This is a genomic window from Serratia ficaria (assembly GCF_900187015.1).
Taxonomy (GTDB): Bacteria; Pseudomonadota; Gammaproteobacteria; order Enterobacterales; family Enterobacteriaceae; genus Serratia; species Serratia ficaria.
Genome location: NZ_LT906479.1, coordinates 4,348,248 through 4,367,892, shown reverse-complemented (window position 1 = coordinate 4,367,892; position 19,645 = coordinate 4,348,248). Strand labels below are relative to the sequence as shown.

Annotated in this window: 18 protein-coding genes; 8 read left to right on the top strand and 10 right to left on the bottom strand. The window is 61.9% G+C overall.

From position 1 onward, the window contains the following. Positions 1–69: 69 nt before the first annotated feature. Positions 70–606 carry a hypoxanthine phosphoribosyltransferase gene (gene hpt, locus CKW09_RS20575; protein ID WP_071827054.1) on the top strand — a complete coding sequence of 179 codons (537 nt, stop codon included), beginning with the start codon at positions 70–72 and terminating at the stop codon, positions 604–606. A gap of 37 nt (positions 607–643) precedes the next feature. On the opposite strand, the gene can is transcribed toward hpt, so the two are convergent. After that, positions 644–1,300: a carbonate dehydratase gene (can, locus tag CKW09_RS20570; RefSeq protein ID WP_061798618.1), complete on the bottom strand. Its 657-nt coding sequence runs from the start codon at positions 1,298–1,300 to the stop codon at positions 644–646. A 190-nt stretch (positions 1,301–1,490) separates the two neighbouring features. Here can and CKW09_RS20565 point away from each other — a divergent pair, with 190 nt between their 5' ends. From CKW09_RS20565 to CKW09_RS20555, 3 genes are all read left to right on the top strand, one after another. After that, positions 1,491–2,414, top strand: coding sequence for an ABC transporter ATP-binding protein (locus CKW09_RS20565; RefSeq protein WP_061798620.1), 924 nt, complete (start codon positions 1,491–1,493; stop codon positions 2,412–2,414). Then, positions 2,411–3,181, top strand: a complete 771-nt coding sequence (locus CKW09_RS20560; protein ID WP_061798622.1) for an ABC transporter permease — start codon at positions 2,411–2,413, stop codon at positions 3,179–3,181. The genes CKW09_RS20565 and CKW09_RS20560 overlap by 4 nt, the downstream gene beginning before the upstream one ends. A gap of 188 nt (positions 3,182–3,369) precedes the next feature. Then, entirely contained in the window at positions 3,370–4,650 is a 1,281-nt protein-coding gene (locus tag CKW09_RS20555) for a polysaccharide deacetylase family protein (protein WP_061798624.1), read from the top strand. Between the two features lie 150 nt (positions 4,651–4,800). Here CKW09_RS20555 and panD read toward each other — a convergent pair whose 3' ends face one another. The 3 genes from panD to panB form a co-directional block, all read right to left on the bottom strand. After that, positions 4,801–5,181: an aspartate 1-decarboxylase gene (gene panD / locus CKW09_RS20550; RefSeq protein ID WP_004937544.1), complete on the bottom strand. Its 381-nt coding sequence runs from the start codon at positions 5,179–5,181 to the stop codon at positions 4,801–4,803. A gap of 194 nt (positions 5,182–5,375) precedes the next feature. Then, the gene (gene panC / locus CKW09_RS20545; RefSeq protein ID WP_061798626.1) at positions 5,376–6,230 is read right to left on the bottom strand and encodes a pantoate--beta-alanine ligase; all 855 of its coding nucleotides are present in this window, start codon (positions 6,228–6,230) and stop codon (positions 5,376–5,378) included. Between the two features lie 23 nt (positions 6,231–6,253). Next, positions 6,254–7,048, bottom strand: coding sequence for a 3-methyl-2-oxobutanoate hydroxymethyltransferase (panB, locus tag CKW09_RS20540; RefSeq protein ID WP_167387259.1), 795 nt, complete (start codon positions 7,046–7,048; stop codon positions 6,254–6,256). 169 nt (positions 7,049–7,217) lie between these two features. Here panB and qseB point away from each other — a divergent pair, with 169 nt between their 5' ends. Both qseB and qseC read left to right on the top strand, forming a co-directional pair. Further along, positions 7,218–7,880: a quorum sensing response regulator transcription factor QseB gene (qseB, locus tag CKW09_RS20535; RefSeq protein WP_061798629.1), complete on the top strand. Its 663-nt coding sequence runs from the start codon at positions 7,218–7,220 to the stop codon at positions 7,878–7,880. Then, entirely contained in the window at positions 7,877–9,235 is a 1,359-nt protein-coding gene (qseC, locus tag CKW09_RS20530) for a quorum sensing histidine kinase QseC (RefSeq protein ID WP_061798631.1), read from the top strand. The genes qseB and qseC overlap by 4 nt, the downstream gene beginning before the upstream one ends. 15 nt (positions 9,236–9,250) lie before the next feature. On the opposite strand, the gene folK is transcribed toward qseC, so the two are convergent. The 6 genes from folK to thpR form a co-directional block, all read right to left on the bottom strand. After that, on the bottom strand, positions 9,251–9,745 hold the full coding sequence (gene folK / locus CKW09_RS20525; RefSeq protein WP_061798633.1) for a 2-amino-4-hydroxy-6-hydroxymethyldihydropteridine diphosphokinase: 495 nt from the start codon (positions 9,743–9,745) through the stop codon (positions 9,251–9,253). Beyond that, complete coding sequence (pcnB, locus tag CKW09_RS20520) at positions 9,745–11,184, bottom strand: polynucleotide adenylyltransferase PcnB (protein ID WP_370671123.1); 1,440 nt, start codon at positions 11,182–11,184, stop codon at positions 9,745–9,747. The genes folK and pcnB overlap by 1 nt, the downstream gene beginning before the upstream one ends. A 169-nt stretch (positions 11,185–11,353) precedes the next feature. Further along, positions 11,354–12,265 carry a tRNA glutamyl-Q(34) synthetase GluQRS gene (gene gluQRS / locus CKW09_RS20515; protein ID WP_061798638.1) on the bottom strand — a complete coding sequence of 304 codons (912 nt, stop codon included), beginning with the start codon at positions 12,263–12,265 and terminating at the stop codon, positions 11,354–11,356. Positions 12,266–12,460: 195 nt separating this feature from the next. Further along, positions 12,461–12,916, bottom strand: a complete 456-nt coding sequence (gene dksA, locus CKW09_RS20510) for an RNA polymerase-binding protein DksA (protein ID WP_061798640.1) — start codon at positions 12,914–12,916, stop codon at positions 12,461–12,463. Between the two features lie 182 nt (positions 12,917–13,098). Beyond that, positions 13,099–13,806, bottom strand: a complete 708-nt coding sequence (sfsA, locus tag CKW09_RS20500) for a DNA/RNA nuclease SfsA (RefSeq protein ID WP_061798641.1) — start codon at positions 13,804–13,806, stop codon at positions 13,099–13,101. Beyond that, a complete protein-coding gene (thpR, locus tag CKW09_RS20495) occupies positions 13,803–14,345 on the bottom strand; it encodes an RNA 2',3'-cyclic phosphodiesterase (RefSeq protein ID WP_061798642.1) in 543 nt (180 codons plus the stop codon). The genes sfsA and thpR overlap by 4 nt, the downstream gene beginning before the upstream one ends. Positions 14,346–14,525: 180 nt before the next feature. Between thpR and hrpB the strand changes: the two genes are divergently transcribed. Both hrpB and mrcB read left to right on the top strand, forming a co-directional pair. Beyond that, on the top strand, positions 14,526–16,964 hold the full coding sequence (hrpB, locus tag CKW09_RS20490) for an ATP-dependent helicase HrpB (RefSeq protein ID WP_174524367.1): 2,439 nt from the start codon (positions 14,526–14,528) through the stop codon (positions 16,962–16,964). Between the two features lie 106 nt (positions 16,965–17,070). Beyond that, the gene (mrcB, locus tag CKW09_RS20485; RefSeq protein ID WP_095099171.1) at positions 17,071–19,572 is read left to right on the top strand and encodes a bifunctional glycosyl transferase/transpeptidase; all 2,502 of its coding nucleotides are present in this window, start codon (positions 17,071–17,073) and stop codon (positions 19,570–19,572) included. The last annotated feature ends 73 nt before the right edge of the window (positions 19,573–19,645 follow it).

Here is a 19,645-nt window from a genome sequence, read left to right as displayed (position 1 = left end):
CTCGCGTCGCCACCGGCGGCAGGCTATGCTAAACTCTGCGCCTTTCTTCCGGCAACTGACCTGAAAACTATGAAACACACTGTAGACGTAATGATTTCCGAGCAGGAAGTTAAGACCCGTATCGCCGAACTTGGCCGCCAGATCACCGAACATTACCGCGACAGCGGCAGTGACATGGTGCTGGTCGGCTTGCTGCGCGGCTCCTTCATGTTCATGGCCGATCTGTGCCGCACTATCGAAGTGCCGCATGAGGTCGACTTTATGACCGCTTCCAGCTACGGCAGCGGCATGTCCACCACCCGCGACGTTAAAATCCTCAAGGATCTGGATGAAGACATCCGCGGCAAAGACGTGCTGATCGTCGAAGACATCATCGATTCCGGCAATACGCTGAATAAAGTGCGCGAAATTCTGGCGCTGCGCGGGCCGAAGTCACTGGCGATCTGCACCCTGTTGGACAAACCCGAGCGCCGTGAAGTGGAGGTGCCGGTGGAGTACGTCGGTTTCTCGATCCCGGACGAATTCGTGGTCGGCTATGGCATTGACTACGCCCAGCGCTATCGCCATCTGCCGTACGTCGGCAAAGTGGTGCTGTTGGACGAGTAATCTGCTGAGGGCGCGGCACGCCGCGCCCATTGCGGGGTTAGAGGCCTTTATCCTGCTGCAGCGTGGCTATCGCCTTGCGGTAGCCCATCTCCAGGCTCTCGCGGCTGGTGGCGGTCACGTCCAGATCGCGCAGGCGGCCGTCCTGAATGCCGTATACCCAACCGTGGATCATCACTTTTTGCCCGCGTTTCCAGGCGGACTGCATGATGGTGGAATGACCCAGGTTATACACCTGTTCAATGACGTTGATTTCGCACAGCACGTCGAGGCGCTGTTCCGGCTCCAGCTCACCCAGCAGCGAACTGTGTTTGTACCACAGGTCGCGGATGTGCAGCAGCCAGTTGTTGATCAGCCCCAGCTCCGGGTTTTCCACCGCGGCTTCCACGCCGCCGCAGCCCAGGTGGCCGCAGATGATGATATGCTCGACTTCCAGCACATCCACCGCATACTGCACTACCGACAGGCAGTTAAGATCGGTATGGATCACCAGGTTGGCCACGTTGCGGTGGACAAACAGCTCACCCGGCTCCAGGCCGGTCAGGCGTTCCGCGGGAACGCGGCTGTCAGAGCATCCTATCCATAAAAAGCGGGGCTTTTGCGCCTGTGATAAACGTTCAAAAAAGTCCGGGTCTTCCTTGCTGATATTGGCCGACCAGGCCTGGTTATTGGCGATAAGCTTTTCGATTTCTTTCATGGAGGTTATTGACCTGTAACGAACAGATTGCGTTGGGGTAATATAGGGCAAGCGTCACAATTTGGAAATCGGAACAGTAACGCTTTTTTTTCCGCACGGATTCGACTCAGTGAAAACGCCGCCGATGATAAAATCATCCTCATTACAAGACACGACGGCATACTCATCGTCATAAGGTACTCTTTTACATATGAATTATGCACTGGAATTAGCGCAGCTGACCAAGACTTACGCCGGTGGCGTAAAGGCGTTGCGCGGAATCGACCTGAACGTCGAAGCGGGGGATTTCTATGCCCTGCTGGGGCCAAACGGCGCCGGAAAATCCACCACCATCGGCATCATCAGTTCGCTGGTCAACAAAACCGCCGGCAGCGTGCGGGTGTTCGGCTATGACATCGATAAAGACATCGTCAACGCCAAGCGCCAGCTGGGGCTGGTGCCGCAGGAGTTCAACTTCAACCCGTTCGAAACCGTGATGCAGATTGTGGTCAACCAGGCGGGTTACTACGGCGTCACGCGGCGTGAAGCGCTGGCGCGCGCGGAAAAATACCTCACCCAGCTGGATCTGTGGGGCAAGCGCAACGAACGCGCCCGCATGCTGTCCGGCGGCATGAAGCGTCGGCTGATGATCGCGCGGGCGCTGATGCATCAGCCGAAGCTGCTGATCCTCGATGAACCCACCGCCGGGGTGGATATCGAGCTGCGTCGCTCGATGTGGGGCTTCCTGAAGGAGCTGAACGCCCAGGGCACCACCATCATTCTCACCACCCACTATCTGGAGGAAGCGGAAATGCTGTGCCGCAATATCGGCATCATCCAGAACGGTGAGCTGGTGGAAAACACCTCGATGAAAGGGTTGTTGTCCAAGCTGAAGTCGGAAACCTTCATCCTCGATCTGGCGGCGAAAAGCCCGCTGCCGCAGCTGGACGGTTACCACAGCCGCCTGACCGACACCTCCACCCTGGAGGTGGAAGTGATGCGCGAGCAGGGGCTGAACGGCCTGTTCGCCCAACTGAGCGCGCAGGGCGTGCAGGTGCTGAGCATGCGCAACAAGGCAAACCGGCTGGAAGAGCTGTTCGTCACCCTGGTTAATGGCAATGGAGAAAAAGCATGACGCGTTTGTATTGGGTGGCTTTGCAGAGCATCTGGGCCAAAGAGGTCAACCGCTTCGCGCGCATCTGGATCCAAACCCTGGTGCCGCCGGTGATCACCATGACGCTGTATTTCATTATCTTCGGCAACCTGATCGGTTCGCGCATCGGGGATATGCACGGCTTCAGCTATATGCAGTTTATCGTGCCCGGTCTGATCATGATGGCGGTGATCACCAACTCGTACGCCAACGTCGCCTCGTCGTTCTTCAGCGCCAAGTTCCAGCGCAATATTGAAGAGCTGCTGGTGGCGCCGGTGCCGACCCACGTGGTGATCGCCGGCTATGTCGGCGGCGGGGTGGCGCGCGGTATCTGCGTCGGCGTGCTGGTCACCGTCATCTCGCTGTTCTTCGTGCCGCTGCAGGTGCACGCCTGGTGGGTGATCGCGCTGACGCTGCTGCTGACGGCGATCCTGTTCTCGCTGGCGGGGCTGATCAACGCGGTGTTCGCCACCACCTTCGACGACATCAGCCTGATCCCGACCTTCGTGCTGACGCCGCTGACCTATCTGGGCGGGGTGTTCTACTCGCTGACGCTGCTGCCGCCGTTCTGGCAGGCGGTCTCCAAGCTGAACCCGATCGTCTATATGATCAGCGGATTCCGCTACGGCTTCCTCGGCATCAGCGACGTGCCGCTGGCGTTCACCATGGCGGTGCTGGTGGCGTTTATCGCGGTGTTCTATCTGCTGTCCTGGTACCTGATTGAGCGTGGCCGCGGCCTGCGCAGCTGATCGTAGCGCGCCCCGCATCGGCAGCGGGGCGCTTTTATTGATTTGGCGCAGACGTCATGTCTGCCCCGGGCATAAATCACTAGAATTGCTCAAATAACCCCTTTCTCCCCGCTGTTCAAATCGTGCTATGCTGGCGCTCCACATTTTCTCCACCTTTGTTATTACGCACTCGTAAGCAGAACATAATCATGCGGCCTCAACACAAGATAGCGGCTGGGCTACTCGGCACCCTAATGGCGCTGGCCTCTCCGGCGAGCCTGGCGAATCTGCTGTCGGAAGACAGCGCTGTTCAATCTGAATACATGGAAGCGCAGCGCGACAGCGAAGTTTATTCGCTGATTGGCGAGCATGTGATCCCGGTCGGGGAAGTGAAGCGCGGGCAACTGATCCAGGTGTTCCCGGCGGATGCGGAATATTTCGAGTTCAAGTTCGGCCACGGCACCGGTTTTATCGATAAAGACGACGTGCGCGAACGGAGAAAATCACGCAAGGTTGAGGACGCCCTCGGCGAGCTGAACAAGCCGCTGACCAATCAGAACCTGATCACTCAAAAGGCGATCAACGTCTACACCGCGGCGGATAACGAGAGCGAGGTGTTCGGCACGCTCGAGGAAAACCTGCGCTATCCGATCATCGGCAAGCTGAAAGATCGGCTGAACAATACCTGGTATGAGATCAACATCGGCGATCGGCTGGGCTACGTCAGCGATCTGGACTGCGAGATAGACAACGGCATCCCGGTGCTGACCTACCATCATCTGCTGAAAAACGAAGAGAACAAGCGCTTCCGCCACACCTCGACCACCACCTCGGACGTGGCGTTCAGCAACCAGATGACCTTTCTGAAGCAGGCGGGTTATGACACCATTTCGCTGTATCAGCTGGAAGCCTATCTAAAGAACCAGATCAACCTGCCGGGCAAGGCGGTGGTGCTGACGTTCGACGACGGCTTGAAATCGGTGTATCGCTACGCTTACCCGGTGTTGAAAGACTACGGCTTCCGCGCCACGGCGTTTATCATCTCGTCGCGCATCAAACGCCATCCGCAGAAGTGGAACCCGGATTCGCTGCAGTTTATGAGCGTGGCGGAGCTCAAGCAGATCCAGGACGTGTTCGACGTGCAGTCGCACACCCATTTCCTGCATCGCACCGACGGCAACCGCCAGCCGATCCTGCTGAGCCGCTCGCTGCACAATATCGAGTTTGATTTCGAGCGTTCGCGCCGCGCGCTGTCGCAGTTCAACCCGCACGTGCTGTATGTGTCCTATCCGTTCGGCGGCTACAACCAGCGCGCGATCCAGGCGGCGCAAGACGCCGGTTTCCATCTGGCGGTGACCACGGTGCAGGGCAAGGTGAAGCCGGGGGATAACCCCTATACGCTGAAGCGGCTGTATATTCTGCGCACCGACTCCATCCAGACCATGGCGGATCGGATCGCCAACAAGCCGGGCACGGTGGTGGTGCAGTAATACTCGTCATACTTCAAGCTGCATCTTTGTCGGCTACGCTTGCTCACCCGAATCACTTGCTTCAGTAAGCTCATCGGGCCTCGCACCCTTACCGCCGCGATGCCACTCGAACTAGGGGATGACGGGCGCGCGATGCGCCCGTTTTGACTATCAGGCCACCTGAACCGGCACGGCTTTCGCCTTGCGCTGCAGGTTGTTGTCGCCTTCGAAGTAGGCGACTTTGGGATGGTGCTGGCGGGCGTCGGCGTCGGTCATCTGCACGTAAGAGCAGATGATCAACTTGTCGCCCACGCAGGCGCAGCGCGCCGCCGCACCGTTGACCGAAATGATGCGCGAACCGCGCTCGGCGGCGATGGCGTAGGTAGAGAAACGCTGACCGTTATCGACGTTATAAATATCGATCGCTTCATATTCCAGAATGCCGGCGGCCTCCAGAAAATCCTGGTCGATGGCGCAGGACCCTTCGTAATGCAAGTCAGCCTGAGTCACTTTCACCCGATGCAGCTTGCCTTGCAGCATAGTACGTATCATAGCTTTACCTAACTGAGTATCGGCCTTTACAGGCTTGAGGTGGCGTTTATCCCCTTCGTCTTTCAAGCTGCAGCCTTGTTGGCTGCTTAGGCTCGCCCTTCGGGCCGGCGCTTGCCGCCTGGCTGCAACTCGAAATCCATTGGGCAGATTTTTTATTACTTTCCCGGTAATAACGGTACCAAATATGCAAAAACCTACGGCGTCAGGTCGACCTGCTGATTGTCGATCAGGCGCGCCTTGCCCAGCCAGGCGGCCATCAACACCACGGCGCGACGGCTCTCGACCGTCAGCGGCTGCAGGCTGTCGGCGTCGCGGATAAACAGTTCGTCCGGGGTAAAGCCGGCGGCGCGCAGCTGCTCGGCGGTTTGCTCCAGCAGCTCATCGGTATGCCGCTCGCCGCCGGCCAGCCGTTGCGCCAGCGCATTCATCATCTTGCTGAGCCGAGGGGCGATTTTACGCTCCTCGGCGGTCAGGTAGCCGTTGCGCGAGCTGAGCGCCAGGCCGTCTTTGGCGCGCACCGTCGGCACGCCGACGATGTCGATATCGTAACCCATGTCCGCCACCATCTTGCGGATCAGCGCCAGCTGCTGATAATCCTTCTCGCCGAAGCAGGCCAGATCCGGCTGCACCAGGTTGAACAGCTTGCTGACGATAGTGGCGACGCCGCGGAAATGGCCCGGGCGGCTGGCGCCCTCCAGCATGGTAGAGATACCCGGCACGTCCACGTAGGTTTGCTGCTCCAGCCCCTGCGGATAGACATCGGCCGGCGCCGGCGCGAACACCAGATCCACCCCGCGGCGGGTCAGCTTCTCGCTGTCCTCCTGCAGGGTGCGCGGATAGCGCGCCAGATCGTCCGGGCGCTCGAACTGCATCGGGTTGACGAAAATGCTCACCACCACGATATCGGCGCGGGCGCGCGCTTCATCGACCAGCGTCATGTGGCCGTCGTGCAGGTTGCCCATGGTCGGCACCAGCGCGATGCGCTTGCCGTCCTGGCGCCAGCGGCGGATTTGCTGGCGCAGCAGCGGCAGGGTTTCGATAATAATCATTAGGTGACTCCTGGAACCATCGCTTAATTAAAAGAGTGTTCTTCCGCCGGATAGAGGCCCTGTTCGACTTCCTGAATGTATTGCTGCACCGCCGTACGGATATCGCCGCTCTGCGCCAGGAAGTTTTTGGCGAATTTCGGCGTATGGCCGCCGGTCACACCGAAGGCGTCGTGCATCACCAGGATTTGGCCGTCGGTGCCGTTGCCTGCGCCGATGCCGATGACCGGAATGGACAGCGCTTCGGTGATTTGGCGCGCCAGCTCGGTCGGCACGCACTCCAGCACCAGCAGCTGAATGCCGGCCAGTTCCAGATTTTGCGCATCTTCCAACAGCTGCTTGGCGGCCAGCTCATCGCGGCCCTGTACCTTGTAGCCGCCGAACAGGTTGACCGACTGCGGCGTCAGGCCCAGGTGGCCGCATACCGGCACGGCGCGTTCGGCGAGCATTTTCACCGTGTCGCACAGCCAACTGCCGCCTTCCAGCTTCACCATGTTGGCGCCGGCGCGCATCAGCTCGGCGGCGTTGGTGAAGCTCTGTTCCGGGGTGGCGTAACTCATGAACGGCAGGTCGGCCAGCAGCAGGCAGGCCGGCGCGCCGCGGCGCACGGCGCGGGTATGGTAGGCCACGTCGGCGACGGTGACCGGCAGCGTGGAGTCGTGGCCCTGCAGCGTCATGCCCAGCGAATCGCCCACCAACAGGACTTTGATGCCTTGCTCTTCAAACAGTTTGGCAAAGCTGGCATCGTAGGCGGTAAGGGTAGCAAACTTGCGTTGCTCCTGTTTCCACTGGCGCAAATGGGTCACGGTGGTGGGTTTCATCACTACGTCTCCTGAATAGGGCCGCGCGGCGCGCGCAGGGCTCTGGCTGCAAAAAAGTGCTGTCATTCTACTGTAACCCTATCGGGGTGGGTAGCGCAGATCATCATGCTTAAGAGGTTCTTAAGAACCTTATGCTGTAATAGACGGCAATGGCTAAAAAAGGACGCACATGCGAATTCTGCTGATAGAAGATGACAAATTAATTGGCGACGGCATCAAGGCCGGGCTGACCAAGCTGGGCTTCAATCTCGATTGGTTTACCGATGGGCTGGTCGGCAAAAACGCGCTGGAAAGCGCGCCTTATGATGCGGTGATCCTCGATCTCAGCCTGCCGGGCCTCGACGGTCTGGACCTGCTGCGCCAGTGGCGGCAGGCCGGGCACGACGTGCCGGTGCTGATCCTCACCGCCCGCGACGCGCTGGAGCAGCGGGTCAGCGGCCTGCAAAGCGGCGCCGACGACTACCTGTGCAAGCCGTTCGCGCTGGCGGAGGTCGCGGCGCGCCTGCAGGCGCTGATCCGCCGTCGCCACGGCCAACTGCAGCCGCAGCTGGTGCACGGCGGCGTGGTGTTTGACGCCGCCACCCGCAGCGTGAGCCGCAACGGCGAACCGGTGACGCTCACGCCGCGGGAGCTGGCGGTTCTGGAGCTGTTCCTGCATAACAAAGGCCGGGTGCTGGCGCGGCCGCTGATCCAGGAAAAGCTGTACAACTGGGACGACGAGGTGAGCAGCAACGCGGTGGAGGTGCATATTCATCACCTGCGGCGCAAACTGGGCAACGGCTTCATCCGCACCATTCACGGCGTGGGGTATACGCTGGGGGACGCGCCGTGAAGCGTCTCAGCCTGCGTCTGCGCCTGATCCTGATCTTCAGCCTGCTGGCGTTGCTGACCTGGTGTTCCGCCAGCCTGGTGGCGTGGATGATGACGCGCGACAACGTCAATGAAGTGTTCGATACGCAACAGATGCTGTTCGCCAAGCGGCTGGCGACTGCCAATCTCGGCGACCTGCTGGCCGACGAGAACGCGCGCAGCCTGCCGAAAACCAAAAGGTTGGTGCACCACGGCAAGCGCGGCGAGCAGGACGACGACGCGTTGGCCTTCGCCATCTTCGACCGCGCCGGCAGAATGTTGCTGAACGACGGCGAGAACGGCGCCGACTTTCGTTTCGACGGCGCGCGCGAAGGGTTTGCCGACGGCGAGCGCAAAGGCGATGACGACAGCTGGCGGCTGCTGTGGCTGACCAGCCCTGACGGCCGCTACCGCATCGTGGTCGGGCAGGAGTGGGATTACCGGCGCGATATGGCGCTGGGGATGGTGACGGGCCAGCTGGTGCCCTGGCTGGTGACGCTGCCGGTGCTGATGCTGCTGATTGCCTTGATGGTCGGCCGCGAGCTGCGGCCGCTGCGCGCGGTGGCGGCGGGGTTGCGCAAGCGCGCGCCGGACGACGCCACGCCGCTGGATGCGCGGCAGGTGCCCGCCGAAGTGCGGCCGCTGGTGGATGCGCTCAACGCGCTGTTCAGCCGCATCAACGCGCTGCTGGTGCGCGAGCGGCGCTTTACCTCCGATGCCGCCCATGAGCTGCGCAGCCCTTTGGCGGCGCTGCGGGTGCAAACCGAGGTGGTGCAGCTGGCCGGCGACGATGCGCAGATGCGCGAACATGCGCTGGATAACCTGACGCTCGGCATCGATCGCGCGACGCGCTTGGTGGATCAACTGCTGACGCTGTCGCGGCTGGATTCGCTGTCGGATCTGGACGCGCTGGAACCGGTAGACTGGAATAGGCTGGTGCCGATGACGCTGGCCGACCTGGACCGGCAGGCCCACGCGGCGGGCGTGACGTTGCGCTATGAGCAGCAGGGCGCGCCCAGGCCGCGCCAGGGGCAGCCGCTGCTGCTGTCGTTGCTGGTGCGCAACCTGGTGGACAACGCGGTGCGTTACGCCGCTGCGGGCGGCACGGTCAGGGTCACGCTTGGCGAAAGGTCGCTGACGGTCGAGGATGATGGGCCGGGGGTCACGGCGGAGCATTTGGCGCGGCTGGGGGAGCGTTTTTATCGGCCGCCGGGCCAGGAACAAACCGGCAGCGGTCTGGGATTATCGATTGTTCAGCGCATCGCCGGGCTGCACGCTCTGCGCGTCAACTTCGCCAATCGTCCTGAAGGGGGATTTATTGCGCGGGTGATGCTGTAGGGGCGACTGGGCCGCTCAGGATTTTGGCTGATGCCACGGCGTCATGCCGTTTTCCGGCACGCGCTTCAGACAGCTGGCCAGCGATTCGCCGTCCGGGAAGCGCAGGTCGGGGGCGATTTCAGCCAGCGGGTAGAGCATGAATTCGCGCTCTTTCAGGCCGTAATGCGGCACCGTCAGGCGATCGCTGTGGATCACCCGATCGCCGTACAGCATGATGTCCAGATCGAGAGTGCGCGGCCCCCAGCGTTCGTCCTTGCGCACGCGGCCCTGATTGCGTTCTATCGCCTGGGTGTGATCGAGCAGCTGTTCGGGCGGCAACAGGGTATCCAGCGCCACCACCGCATTGAGGAAATCCGGCTGGTTTTGCGGCCCCAGCGGTTTGGTGCGGTAAAACGACGAACAGACGATCAGCCGGGTGCGCGGGAGATGCTCCAGCGCCTCCAGCGCGGCGTTAACCTGTTGCAGCGGCTGCGCCAGGTTGCTGCCCAGCGCGATATAAACGCGGATCATCATGCCCCTTCTTTGCGCGGCGCCCGGCGGCGAGGACGGCGTTGGCGCGCGCGACGCGGCGCCGGGTCATCGCCCAGGGTGCTCAGCATGGCCTTCTGACGCGCCGGCGTCGCTTCCTGGAACTCACCCCACCATTCGGTCAGGCGCAGCATTTCCGGATTGTCTTCCACCTCGGCGCGCAGCGCCAGCAAGTCATAGGCGGCGCGGAATTTCGGATGTTCCATCAGCTTGTGCGCGCGCTTGCCCTGGCGGCGCGACAGGCGCAGCTGCAGCTGCCAGATATCGCGCACCAGCGTGGTGATGCGTTTTGGAATGGCCAGTGAACGGCACTGTTCGTCCAGCACATCGTTCATCGCCAGCGCAAAGGCGTCGTAGTAGGCCAGGCCGCTTTCCTGCGCCAGCTTCTGCGCGTGTTCCAGCAGCGGATACCACAGCATGGCGGCGAACAGGAACGCCGGATTGACGCGCATGTCGTTCTGCAGGCGGTGATCGGTATTCTTCAACACCTGCACCAGAATGCGCTCCATCGGCGTATCGTGATTTGGCGTGAAGTTGCGCGAAATCAGCGGGAACAGCGGCTGGAACAGCTGGTATTCGCACAGCTTCAGGTAGGTCGGATAACCGTAGCCCGCCTGCAGCAGCTTGAGGGACTCTTCGAACAGGCGCGCCGGCGGGATCTCGTGCAGCAGCGAGGCCAGGCGCGGGATCGGCTCGGCGGTTTCGTCGCTGATGGTCATGTCCAGCTTGGCGGCGAAGCGCACCGCGCGCAGCATGCGCACCGGATCTTCGCGGTAGCGGGTTTCCGGATCGCCGATCAGGCGGATCACGCCCTGCTTCAGATCGCGCAGGCCGTCGACGTAATCCCGCAGCGTGAAGTCCGCCACGCCGTAATACAGGCTGTTGATGGTGAAATCGCGGCGCTGGGCGTCTTCTTCGATCGAGCCGAAGATGTTGTCGCGCAGCAGCATGCCGTTTTGCGCTTGCTGCGATGAATTCTTGTCGGATTCCGGGCTTTGCTCGTGGTGGCCGCGGAAGGTGGCGACCTCGATGATTTCCGGCCCGAACATCACGTGCGCCAGACGGAAGCGGCGGCCGACCAGGCGGCAGTTGCGGAACAGCTTGCGCACCTGCTCCGGCGTGGCGTTGGTGGTGATGTCGAAATCTTTCGGTTTCTTGCCCAGCAGCAGATCACGCACGCCGCCGCCAACCAGATAGGCTTCGTAGCCGGACTTGTTCAGGCGGTAGAGCACCTTCAGCGCGTTTTCGCTGATGTCTTTGCGGGAGATCGAATGCTGTTCGCGCGGGATGACGGTCATCGGGCCATTTCCTTCAGCGGCGGGAAACGGCGGGCGTTTACGCGGCGCAGGACGGCGGGCAGGGGCGTCTCTGCCGTTGTCGGCGGAACGTTGCGGCGTCGCGGTGCGCGTTTCGGCAGCCACGCTTTCTTCGCGGACTACGTTTTTATCGCTGACCGGCGCTTCATCGCGGGGCAGCTTGTCATCGCGGATTAGTACCTTACGGCAGAAATTGGCTACTCGGGTAAAAATGGTACACCTCGATAGTGACTGATAAAAATGGAGCTAACAAAAAATAGCGGCTAATCATAGCTCACCATGGCTCCTTTGAGAATGCCGACGTGTTTTCATCCAGGGGAATCGTCTCCTGGCGCGGCACGTTTTCCAGCCGCCAGTGCGCGATCGCCCAGCTCAATAATAACGGCAGGTCAAGATCTTGCCAGCTTTCCGGCAGCGGTTGGCGCAGAAATTTCAGCGCGGCGACCAACGCCGGGCGCGGATCGCCGCCGGGCAGCGCGGGCGCATGGTTTTGCTTCGACAGCTTGATGCCGTTGGCGCCCAGCGCCAGCGGCAGATGCACGTAAGACGGCACGGGCGCCTGCAGCCGATGATACAGCGCAATCTGGCGCACCGTCGGCTCGATCAAATCGGCGCCGCGAACGATTTCGGTAACGCCCTGGAAATGATCGTCGATCACCACCGCCAGATTGTAGGCGAACAGCCCGTCGCGGCGGCGAATGATAAAGTCTTCGCCGGCCAGCGCCGGATCGGCGCGCAGCTCGCCCTGCAGACCGTCGTGAAACGCATAAACGGGTGCGGACTGGCGCAAACGGATGGCGGCGCCCTGCGGCCCGAGATGCAAATCGCGGCAGTGGCCGTCATACAGGCCGCCGATGTGCTGAATGCGGCTGCGGGTACAGGCGCAATAATAGCTGAGCCCCCGCTGTTGCAGCAGATCCAGGGCGGCGCGGTAGGCATCGTGACGTTGGGATTGATAGATAACCTGGCCGTCCCAGAGGAGACCATGGCGTTCCAGTGCGGATAAGATGCGATCGGCGGCGCCGGCGACTTCGCGCGGGGGATCGATATCTTCAATGCGAACCAGCCACTGCCCGCGTTGGGCGCGAGCCTGGAGGTAGCTTCCCAGAGCGGCAATCAGCGAACCGAAATGCAGATCTCCGGAAGGCGATGGGGCAAAGCGCCCCACATAATGACTATCTTGCATATCAGAGGGGAAGGGTTCCCTTTTCTCTGTGCGGCGTGCGTATGAACGCACACCGCAGCGGTAACATACTCGTTATGCTTGAAACTGCCTCTGCGTCGGCTGCGCCTGCTTACCCGAATCACTTACCAAAGTAAGCTCATCGGGATGCGCATTCTTGCCGCCCTGATGCAGCTCCAATCATTTAGAGTAGCGGTATTAGCCGGCCATCTGCTTTTCGCGGATCTCAGCCAGGGTCTTGCAGTCGATGCACAAATCGGCGGTCGGACGCGCTTCGAGGCGTCGAATGCCAATTTCCACGCCGCAGGATTCGCAGTAGCCGAAATCTTCGTCTTCCACTTTCTTCAGCGTTTTCTCGATCTTTTTGATCAGTTTGCGTTCACGGTCACGGTTACGCAGTTCAAGGCTGAACTCTTCTTCCTGCGCGGCACGGTCGACCGGGTCCGGGAAGTTGGCAGCTTCGTCTTGCATATGCGATACAGTACGGTCCACTTCGTCCCTGAGCTGGTTGCGCCACGCTTCAAGAATGCGCTTGAAATGCGACAGCTGGGCGTCGTTCATGTACTCTTCGCCCGGCTTCTCTTGGTACGGCTCCACCCCAGCGATGGCGAGAATGCTCAAGGACGAGGTTTTACGGTTTTGCCCTTCTTGCATGTTGCTTCTCCTACATACACACGCACTATCGAATCCCCAATGCGGGGGAAAAACAGGCCGCTATAAATAACAGAAGGAAGGTAGGTTGGCAATTATTCCTGTCGCCCGCTTGACAATGGTGTGAAGGAAGGCGTATTTGGCGATGCGCTGAGCGGTTGTCGATTTGTTCGTGTCCGATCGCGCTAATCGATAAAAAACGGTAACTTATCGCGGATAGATATACCGTCAGGTGATAATTTAGCCCCATAACAAACCACTTCTACTCCCAACTGCCGGACCTGCGCTAACAGTGCCGCATAACGCGCATCTATATGATGTGCCGGTGCGACCTGTTCAATACCGCTGTGCAACACGGCAAAGAACAACACCGCCCGCTGCCCGCTTTCAACCACGCCAAGCAACTCACGCAGGTGCTTCTGTCCTCTGAGCGTTACCGCATCAGGAAAGTAACCACGTTGTTGTTGCAGTAATGTGACTGACTTAACCTCAATATAGCAGTTAACCCGGTTTTCTGCCTGTAATAACAAATCGATACGGCTGTTTTCAGCGCCGTATTTTACTTCGCCGCCAATTTTACTGTAACCGGATAATTCATTGATTAGATTCTGTTCGATAGCTTCACGCACCAGGCCGTTGGCGCGCAGGGTATTGACGCAGATCCAGTCGCCCCGTTGGGTATGCGTCAGCTCCCAGCTGTGGGCGTATTTGCGCTTGGGATTATCCGAGGTGGAATACCAGACGGTATCGCCGGGCGTCGCGCAGCCGGTCATGGCGCCGGTATTGGCGCAGTGCAGGGTGAAGGTTTCCCCTTCGGGGGTGACCACGTCCGCCAGAAAGCGTTTGTAACGTTTTATCAGCGTGGCGGATCGCAATGCCGGGGTGAAAATCATCGGGTTTCCTGCTGGGCCAAAGGCCATTGTTCGAGCGGGTGGTAACGGGTACGGCCGTTTTCAAATACCGACTGGTAGAGCGAAAACGCCTCGACGCTGAAGGTCCAGCCCGGCGTTGCCGGCGGTATCGCCACCGGCTGGGTGGCGGCGCGCAGCAGGGTGATGTGCGGATGAAACGGCATCGGGCTCTGATAACAGCCGCTGCGGGCGGCCTGCGAGCGCAGCAGTTCGGCCAGTTGCAGCAGCCCGCGCGGCGCGCGGCGGGTGCCGAGCCACACCACCCCCGGGCGCGGCCAGTGGCCGAGGTCGTCGAGCCGCAGGCTGAACCCCGGCTGAACAATGCGCCCGGCCAGCCGGGTCAGCGCCAGCGCTTTCTGCGGGGTGACGTCACCGAGAAACGCCAGCGTCAGGTGCAAATTGGCCGCCGCAACCGGCCGCCCGGCTTCCGGCGTAAAGGCGTCGGCGCGCCAGCGGATCACCTGCTGCTGCAACGCATCAGGCAAGGGCAAAGCGAAAAACAGGCGACGCGAACTGGACATGGCTACCCGGTAAATGAATGACAAATCCGTCGGGAACGCGGCTTGCCGCGGCCCCGCGAAGGGCGGGGGCTAATGGATTAACCCGCAATATAACTAACGACGCGGCAGTTTGAAAGGTTGCGGGTATAAACCTGATGCTACAATGTACGCCGTTTAACGTTAACCACCACGGAGAGTTCTGTGTCTTCACTGCCCGTCAGCGCGGTACTTGATGAGTTGCTCACTGCGCTGCAGTCCGCCCCGCAGGTACTGCTGCACGCCCCGACCGGCGCCGGCAAGTCCACCTGGCTGCCGTTGCAGATCCTGGCCAACGCCGGCTTGCCCGGCCGCATCATCATGCTGGAGCCGCGGCGGCTGGCGGCGAAAAACGTCGCTTACCGGCTGGCGCAACAGCTGGGTGAAGAGCCCGGCCAGACCGTCGGCTACCGCATGCGCGCCGAAAGCAAAAGCGGCCCGCATACCCGGCTGGAGGTGGTGACCGAAGGCATCCTCACCCGCATGCTGCAGCAGGACGCCGAGCTGCAGGGCGTTTCGCTGGTGATCCTCGACGAATTCCACGAACGCAGCCTGCAGGCCGATCTGGCGCTGGCGCTGCTGCTCGACGTGCAGCAAGGGCTGCGCGACGATTTGAAGCTGTTGATCATGTCGGCGACGCTGGACAACGCCCGGCTGTCGCAGCGGCTGCCGCAGGCCCCGGTGGTGATTTCCGAGGGGCGCAGCTTCCCGGTCGAACGCCGGTATCAGCCGCTGGCCAGCCACCAACGGCTGGAAGACGGCGTAGCGGCGGCGGTGAAACGTCTGCTGGGCGAACAGCCGGGATCGCTGCTGCTGTTTTTACCCGGCGCAGCGGAAATCAACCGGGTGCTGGAGCGCCTGAATGGCGAAGTGCCCGGCGATACCGATCTGTGCCCACTGTATGGCGCCTTGCCGCTGGCGCAGCAGCAGAAAGCGATCCAACCGGCCCCGGCCGGGCGGCGCAAGGTGGTGCTGGCGACCAATATCGCCGAAACCAGCCTGACGATTGAAGGGATCCGCCTGGTGGTCGACAGCGGTTTGGAACGGGTGGCGCGCTATGACGTTCGCAACGGCCTGACGCGGCTGGTGACGCAGCGCATCAGCCAGGCCTCGATGGTGCAGCGCGCCGGCCGCGCCGGGCGTCTGGAGCCGGGCATCTGCTGGCATCTGTTCGCCAGGGAGCAGGCGGAGCGCGCCGCGGAACACGCCGAACCGGAGATCCTGCAGAGCGATCTCGCCGGTTTCTGGCTTGAGCTGCTGCAATGGGGCTGCCACGATGCGGGCCAGCTGAGCTGGCTCGACAGGCCGCCGGTGAGCGCGCTGGCGGCGGCCAAAGGGCTGCTGCGCCGGCTTGGCGCCACGGACGACCACGATAAATTGACCGCCCGGGGCCGGCAGATGGCCGCGCTGGGGTGCGAGCCGCGTCTGGCGGCGATGCTGAGCGCAGGAGCCGCGTTGGGGGCAGACGGGCTGACGACGGCGGCGATGCTGGCCGCGCTGCTGGAAGAGCCGCCGCGCGGCGGGCTGATGGACATCGGCTATTGGCTGACTCGCCCGCAACCGAACTGGCAGCGCCGCGCCGGCCAACTGAGCAGGCGTCTGGCGCAACGGCCCGGGCAGATAGACGCCGATCTGGCGCCGCGCCTGCTGGCGCTGGCGTTTACCGATCGCATCGCCCAGCGGCGCGGGCAGGATGGCCGCTATCTGCTGGCCAACGGCCTGGGCGCGGCGATGAATCAGGATGAGGCGCTGTCGCGTGCGCCCTGGCTGATTATCCCCAGCCTGTTGCAGGGCCATAACAGCCCGGACGCGCGTATTCTGCTGGCGCTGCCGGTGGACATTGAAGGGCTGGCGGCGCAGTTGCCCGCCATAGTGTCGCAGCAAACGGCGGTGGAGTGGGATGAAGAAAAGGGCACGCTGCGCGCCTGGCAGCGCCAGCAGATTGGCCGCCTGACGCTGCGCGCCCAGCCGCTGGCCAAGCCGGCGGATGAGGACCTGCAGCAGGCGCTGATCGGCTGGGTGCGGTCCCAGGGGCTGGCGGTGCTCAACTGGGACACCGCCGCCGAACAGCTGCGGGTGCGGCTGCAGTGCGCGCAGCGCTGGCTGCCGGAGGCCGCCTGGCCGCAGGTCGACGACCCGTCCCTGCTGGATGCGCTGGATCGCTGGCTGTTGCCGTCGCTGAGCGGCGTGCGCGATCTGCGCGGCCTGAAGCAGGTCAATATCGCCGACGCCCTGGCGCGCCTGCTGGATTGGCAACAAAAGCAGCGGCTGGATAATGCGTTACCCACTCATTACACTGTGCCGACCGGCAGCCGGCTGCCGATCCGCTACGAGGCCGGCAAACCGCCGGCGCTGGCGGTGCGTTTACAGGAAGTGTTCGGCGAACGGCGCAGCCCGATGTTGGCGGAGGGTCGCATCCCGGTGGTGCTTGAGTTACTCTCTCCGGCGCATCGGCCGCTGCAGATCACCGGCGATCTGGCCGCGTTCTGGCAGGGCGCTTACCGCGAGGTGCAAAAAGAGATGAAGGGGCGCTATCCGAAGCACGTATGGCCCGATGACCCGGCCAATACCGCCCCGACGCGCCGGACGAAAAAGTATCAGTGAACGCGTATCGAATTCAGATGTTTCTTCTGTTCAGCGGCCTGGCGCCGGGACAGATTAAGCGACTAATAATGGCCGGCAGTGCCGCCAAGCTCGGAGAACAACAGCAATGGCTGGGGATGACCGCGAGCCCATCGGGCGCAAAGGAAAACAACCAAAACGCACCGCGTCGCGCAAGCCGCCGCGCCGTCGCCGAGACGACGATTACGATGATTACGAAGAAGACGAATATGACGATGATGAGTACCAAGAGGAGGAGGAACGCATGCCGCGTAAGGTAAAAGCGACTCCGCCGCGCAAAAAACGCCGTTGGCTCGGCCTGATGATCAAACTGATCCTGGTGATCGCCGTGCTGATGGCTATCTACGGCGTTTACCTGGATTCCCAGATCCGCAGCCGCATCGACGGCAAGGTCTGGCAGCTGCCTGCGGCGGTGTATGGCCGCATGGTCAACCTGGAACCGGGCATGCCGTACAGCAAAAAGGAAATGATCGACCTGCTGGAAGGCATGCAGTACCGCCAGGTCAGCCGCATGACCCGCCCGGGCGAGTTTACCGTACAGGCCAACAGCATCGAGATGCTGCGTCGCCCGTTTGATTTCCCCGACGGCAAGGAAGGGCAGATCCACGCCCGCCTGGATTTCCAGAACAACCGCCTGGCGAAGATCGAGAACATGGAGAACCGGCGCAGCTTCGGGTTCTTCCGCCTCGATCCGCGCCTGATCACCATGCTGCAGTCGCCGAACGGCGAACAGCGGCTGTTCGTGCCGCGCGCCGGTTTCCCGGATCTGCTGGTGGATACGCTGATCGCTACCGAAGACCGTCATTTCTACGAGCATGACGGCATCAGCCCGTACTCCATCGGCCGTGCGGTGCTGGCCAACCTGACCGCCGGCCGCGCGGTGCAGGGCGGCAGCACCCTGACGCAGCAGCTGGTGAAAAACCTGTTCCTGACCAACGAGCGTTCGCTGTGGCGCAAGGCCAACGAGGCCTATATGGCGCTGCTGGTGGATTACCGCTACAGCAAGGACCGCATTCTTGAGCTGTACCTGAACGAGGTTTACCTCGGCCAGAGCGGCAACGATCAGATCCGCGGTTTCCCGCTGGCCAGCCTGTATTACTTCGGCCGCCCGGTGGACGAACTGAGCCTCGATCAGCAGGCGCTGTTGGTCGGCATGGTCAAGGGCGCTTCGCTGTACAACCCGTGGCGTAACCCTAAGCTGGCGCTGGAGCGCCGCAATCTGGTGCTCAAGCTGCTGCAGAATCAGGGCGTAATCGACGCCGAGCTGTATAACATGCTGAGCGCGCGTCCGCTGGGCGTGCAGCCGAAAGGCGGGGTGATCACCCCGCAACCGGCGTTTATGCAGATGGTGCGTCAGGAGCTGCAGACCCGGCTGGGCGATAAGGTCAACGATCTGTCCGGCGTGAAAATCTTCACCACCCTGGATCCGGTGTCGCAGGACGCGGCGGAAAAGGCGGTTGAGGACGGCATTCCGGCGCTGCGCGCCGCGCGCCACGTGAAAGATCTGGAAGCGGCGATGGTGATCGTCGACCGGTTCAGCGGTGAAGTGCGCGCCATGGTGGGCGGCGCCAACCCGCAATTCGCCGGCTTTAACCGCGCCATCCAGGCGCGCCGCCTGGTCGGTTCATTGGCCAAGCCGCCGACGTACCTGACCGCGCTCTCCGAGCCGGACAAATACCGGCTCAATACCTGGCTGGCGGATGCGCCGCTGTCGCTGAAGCAGCCGAACGGCACGGTCTGGCAGCCGAACAACTACGATCGCAGATTCCGCGGCCAGGTGATGCTGGTGGATGCGTTGGCCAACTCCTTGAACGTGCCGACGGTCAATCTCGGCCTGTCGGTGGGGCTGGATCAGATCAGCGCCACGCTGCAGCGCCTGGGCATTCCGAAAGCGGAAATCAATCCGGTGCCTTCGATGTTGCTGGGGGCCATTGGCCTGACGCCGATGGAAGTGGCGCAGGAGTATCAGACTATCGCCAGCGGCGGCAACCGTGCGCCGCTGTCGGCGGTGCGTTCGGTGATCGCCGAGGACGGCTCGGTGCTGTACCAGAGCTTCCCGCAGGCGGAGCGCGTGGTGCCGGCCCAGGCCGCTTACCTGACGCTGTATGCCATGCAGCAGGGCGTGGCGCGCGGGACCTCCCGTTCGCTGTCGGTGAAGTTCCCGAACTACCACCTGGCGGCGAAAACCGGTACCACCAACGACCTGCGTGACAGCTGGTTTGCCGGCATCGACGGCAAGGAAGTGGCGATCGCCTGGGTCGGCCGCGACAACAACGGCCCGGCCAAGCTGACCGGCGCCAACGGCGCGCTGACGCTGTACCGCCGCTATCTGGAAAACCAGACGCCGCTGCCGCTGATGCTGCAGCCGCCGGAAGGCATTAACCAGATGGGCATCGATTCGGCGGGCAACTTCACCTGCGGGGGCGGCGGGCGCACCATTCCGGTGTGGACCGACAATCCGCAGGGGCTGTGCCAGTCCAGCCAGGCGGCCATTCAGCAACAGCAGGAACAGCAGCCGCAACAGGCTGCGGGTGAGCAGAAGGATAGCGACGGCGTCGCCGGCTGGATCAAGGACATGTTCGGCCAGTAAAGGCGCCGGGCAACCGGCTTGCGAGCAAAGTTTTTCTTTATTATTAAGCCCGTAACTTTTGTTGCGGGCTTTT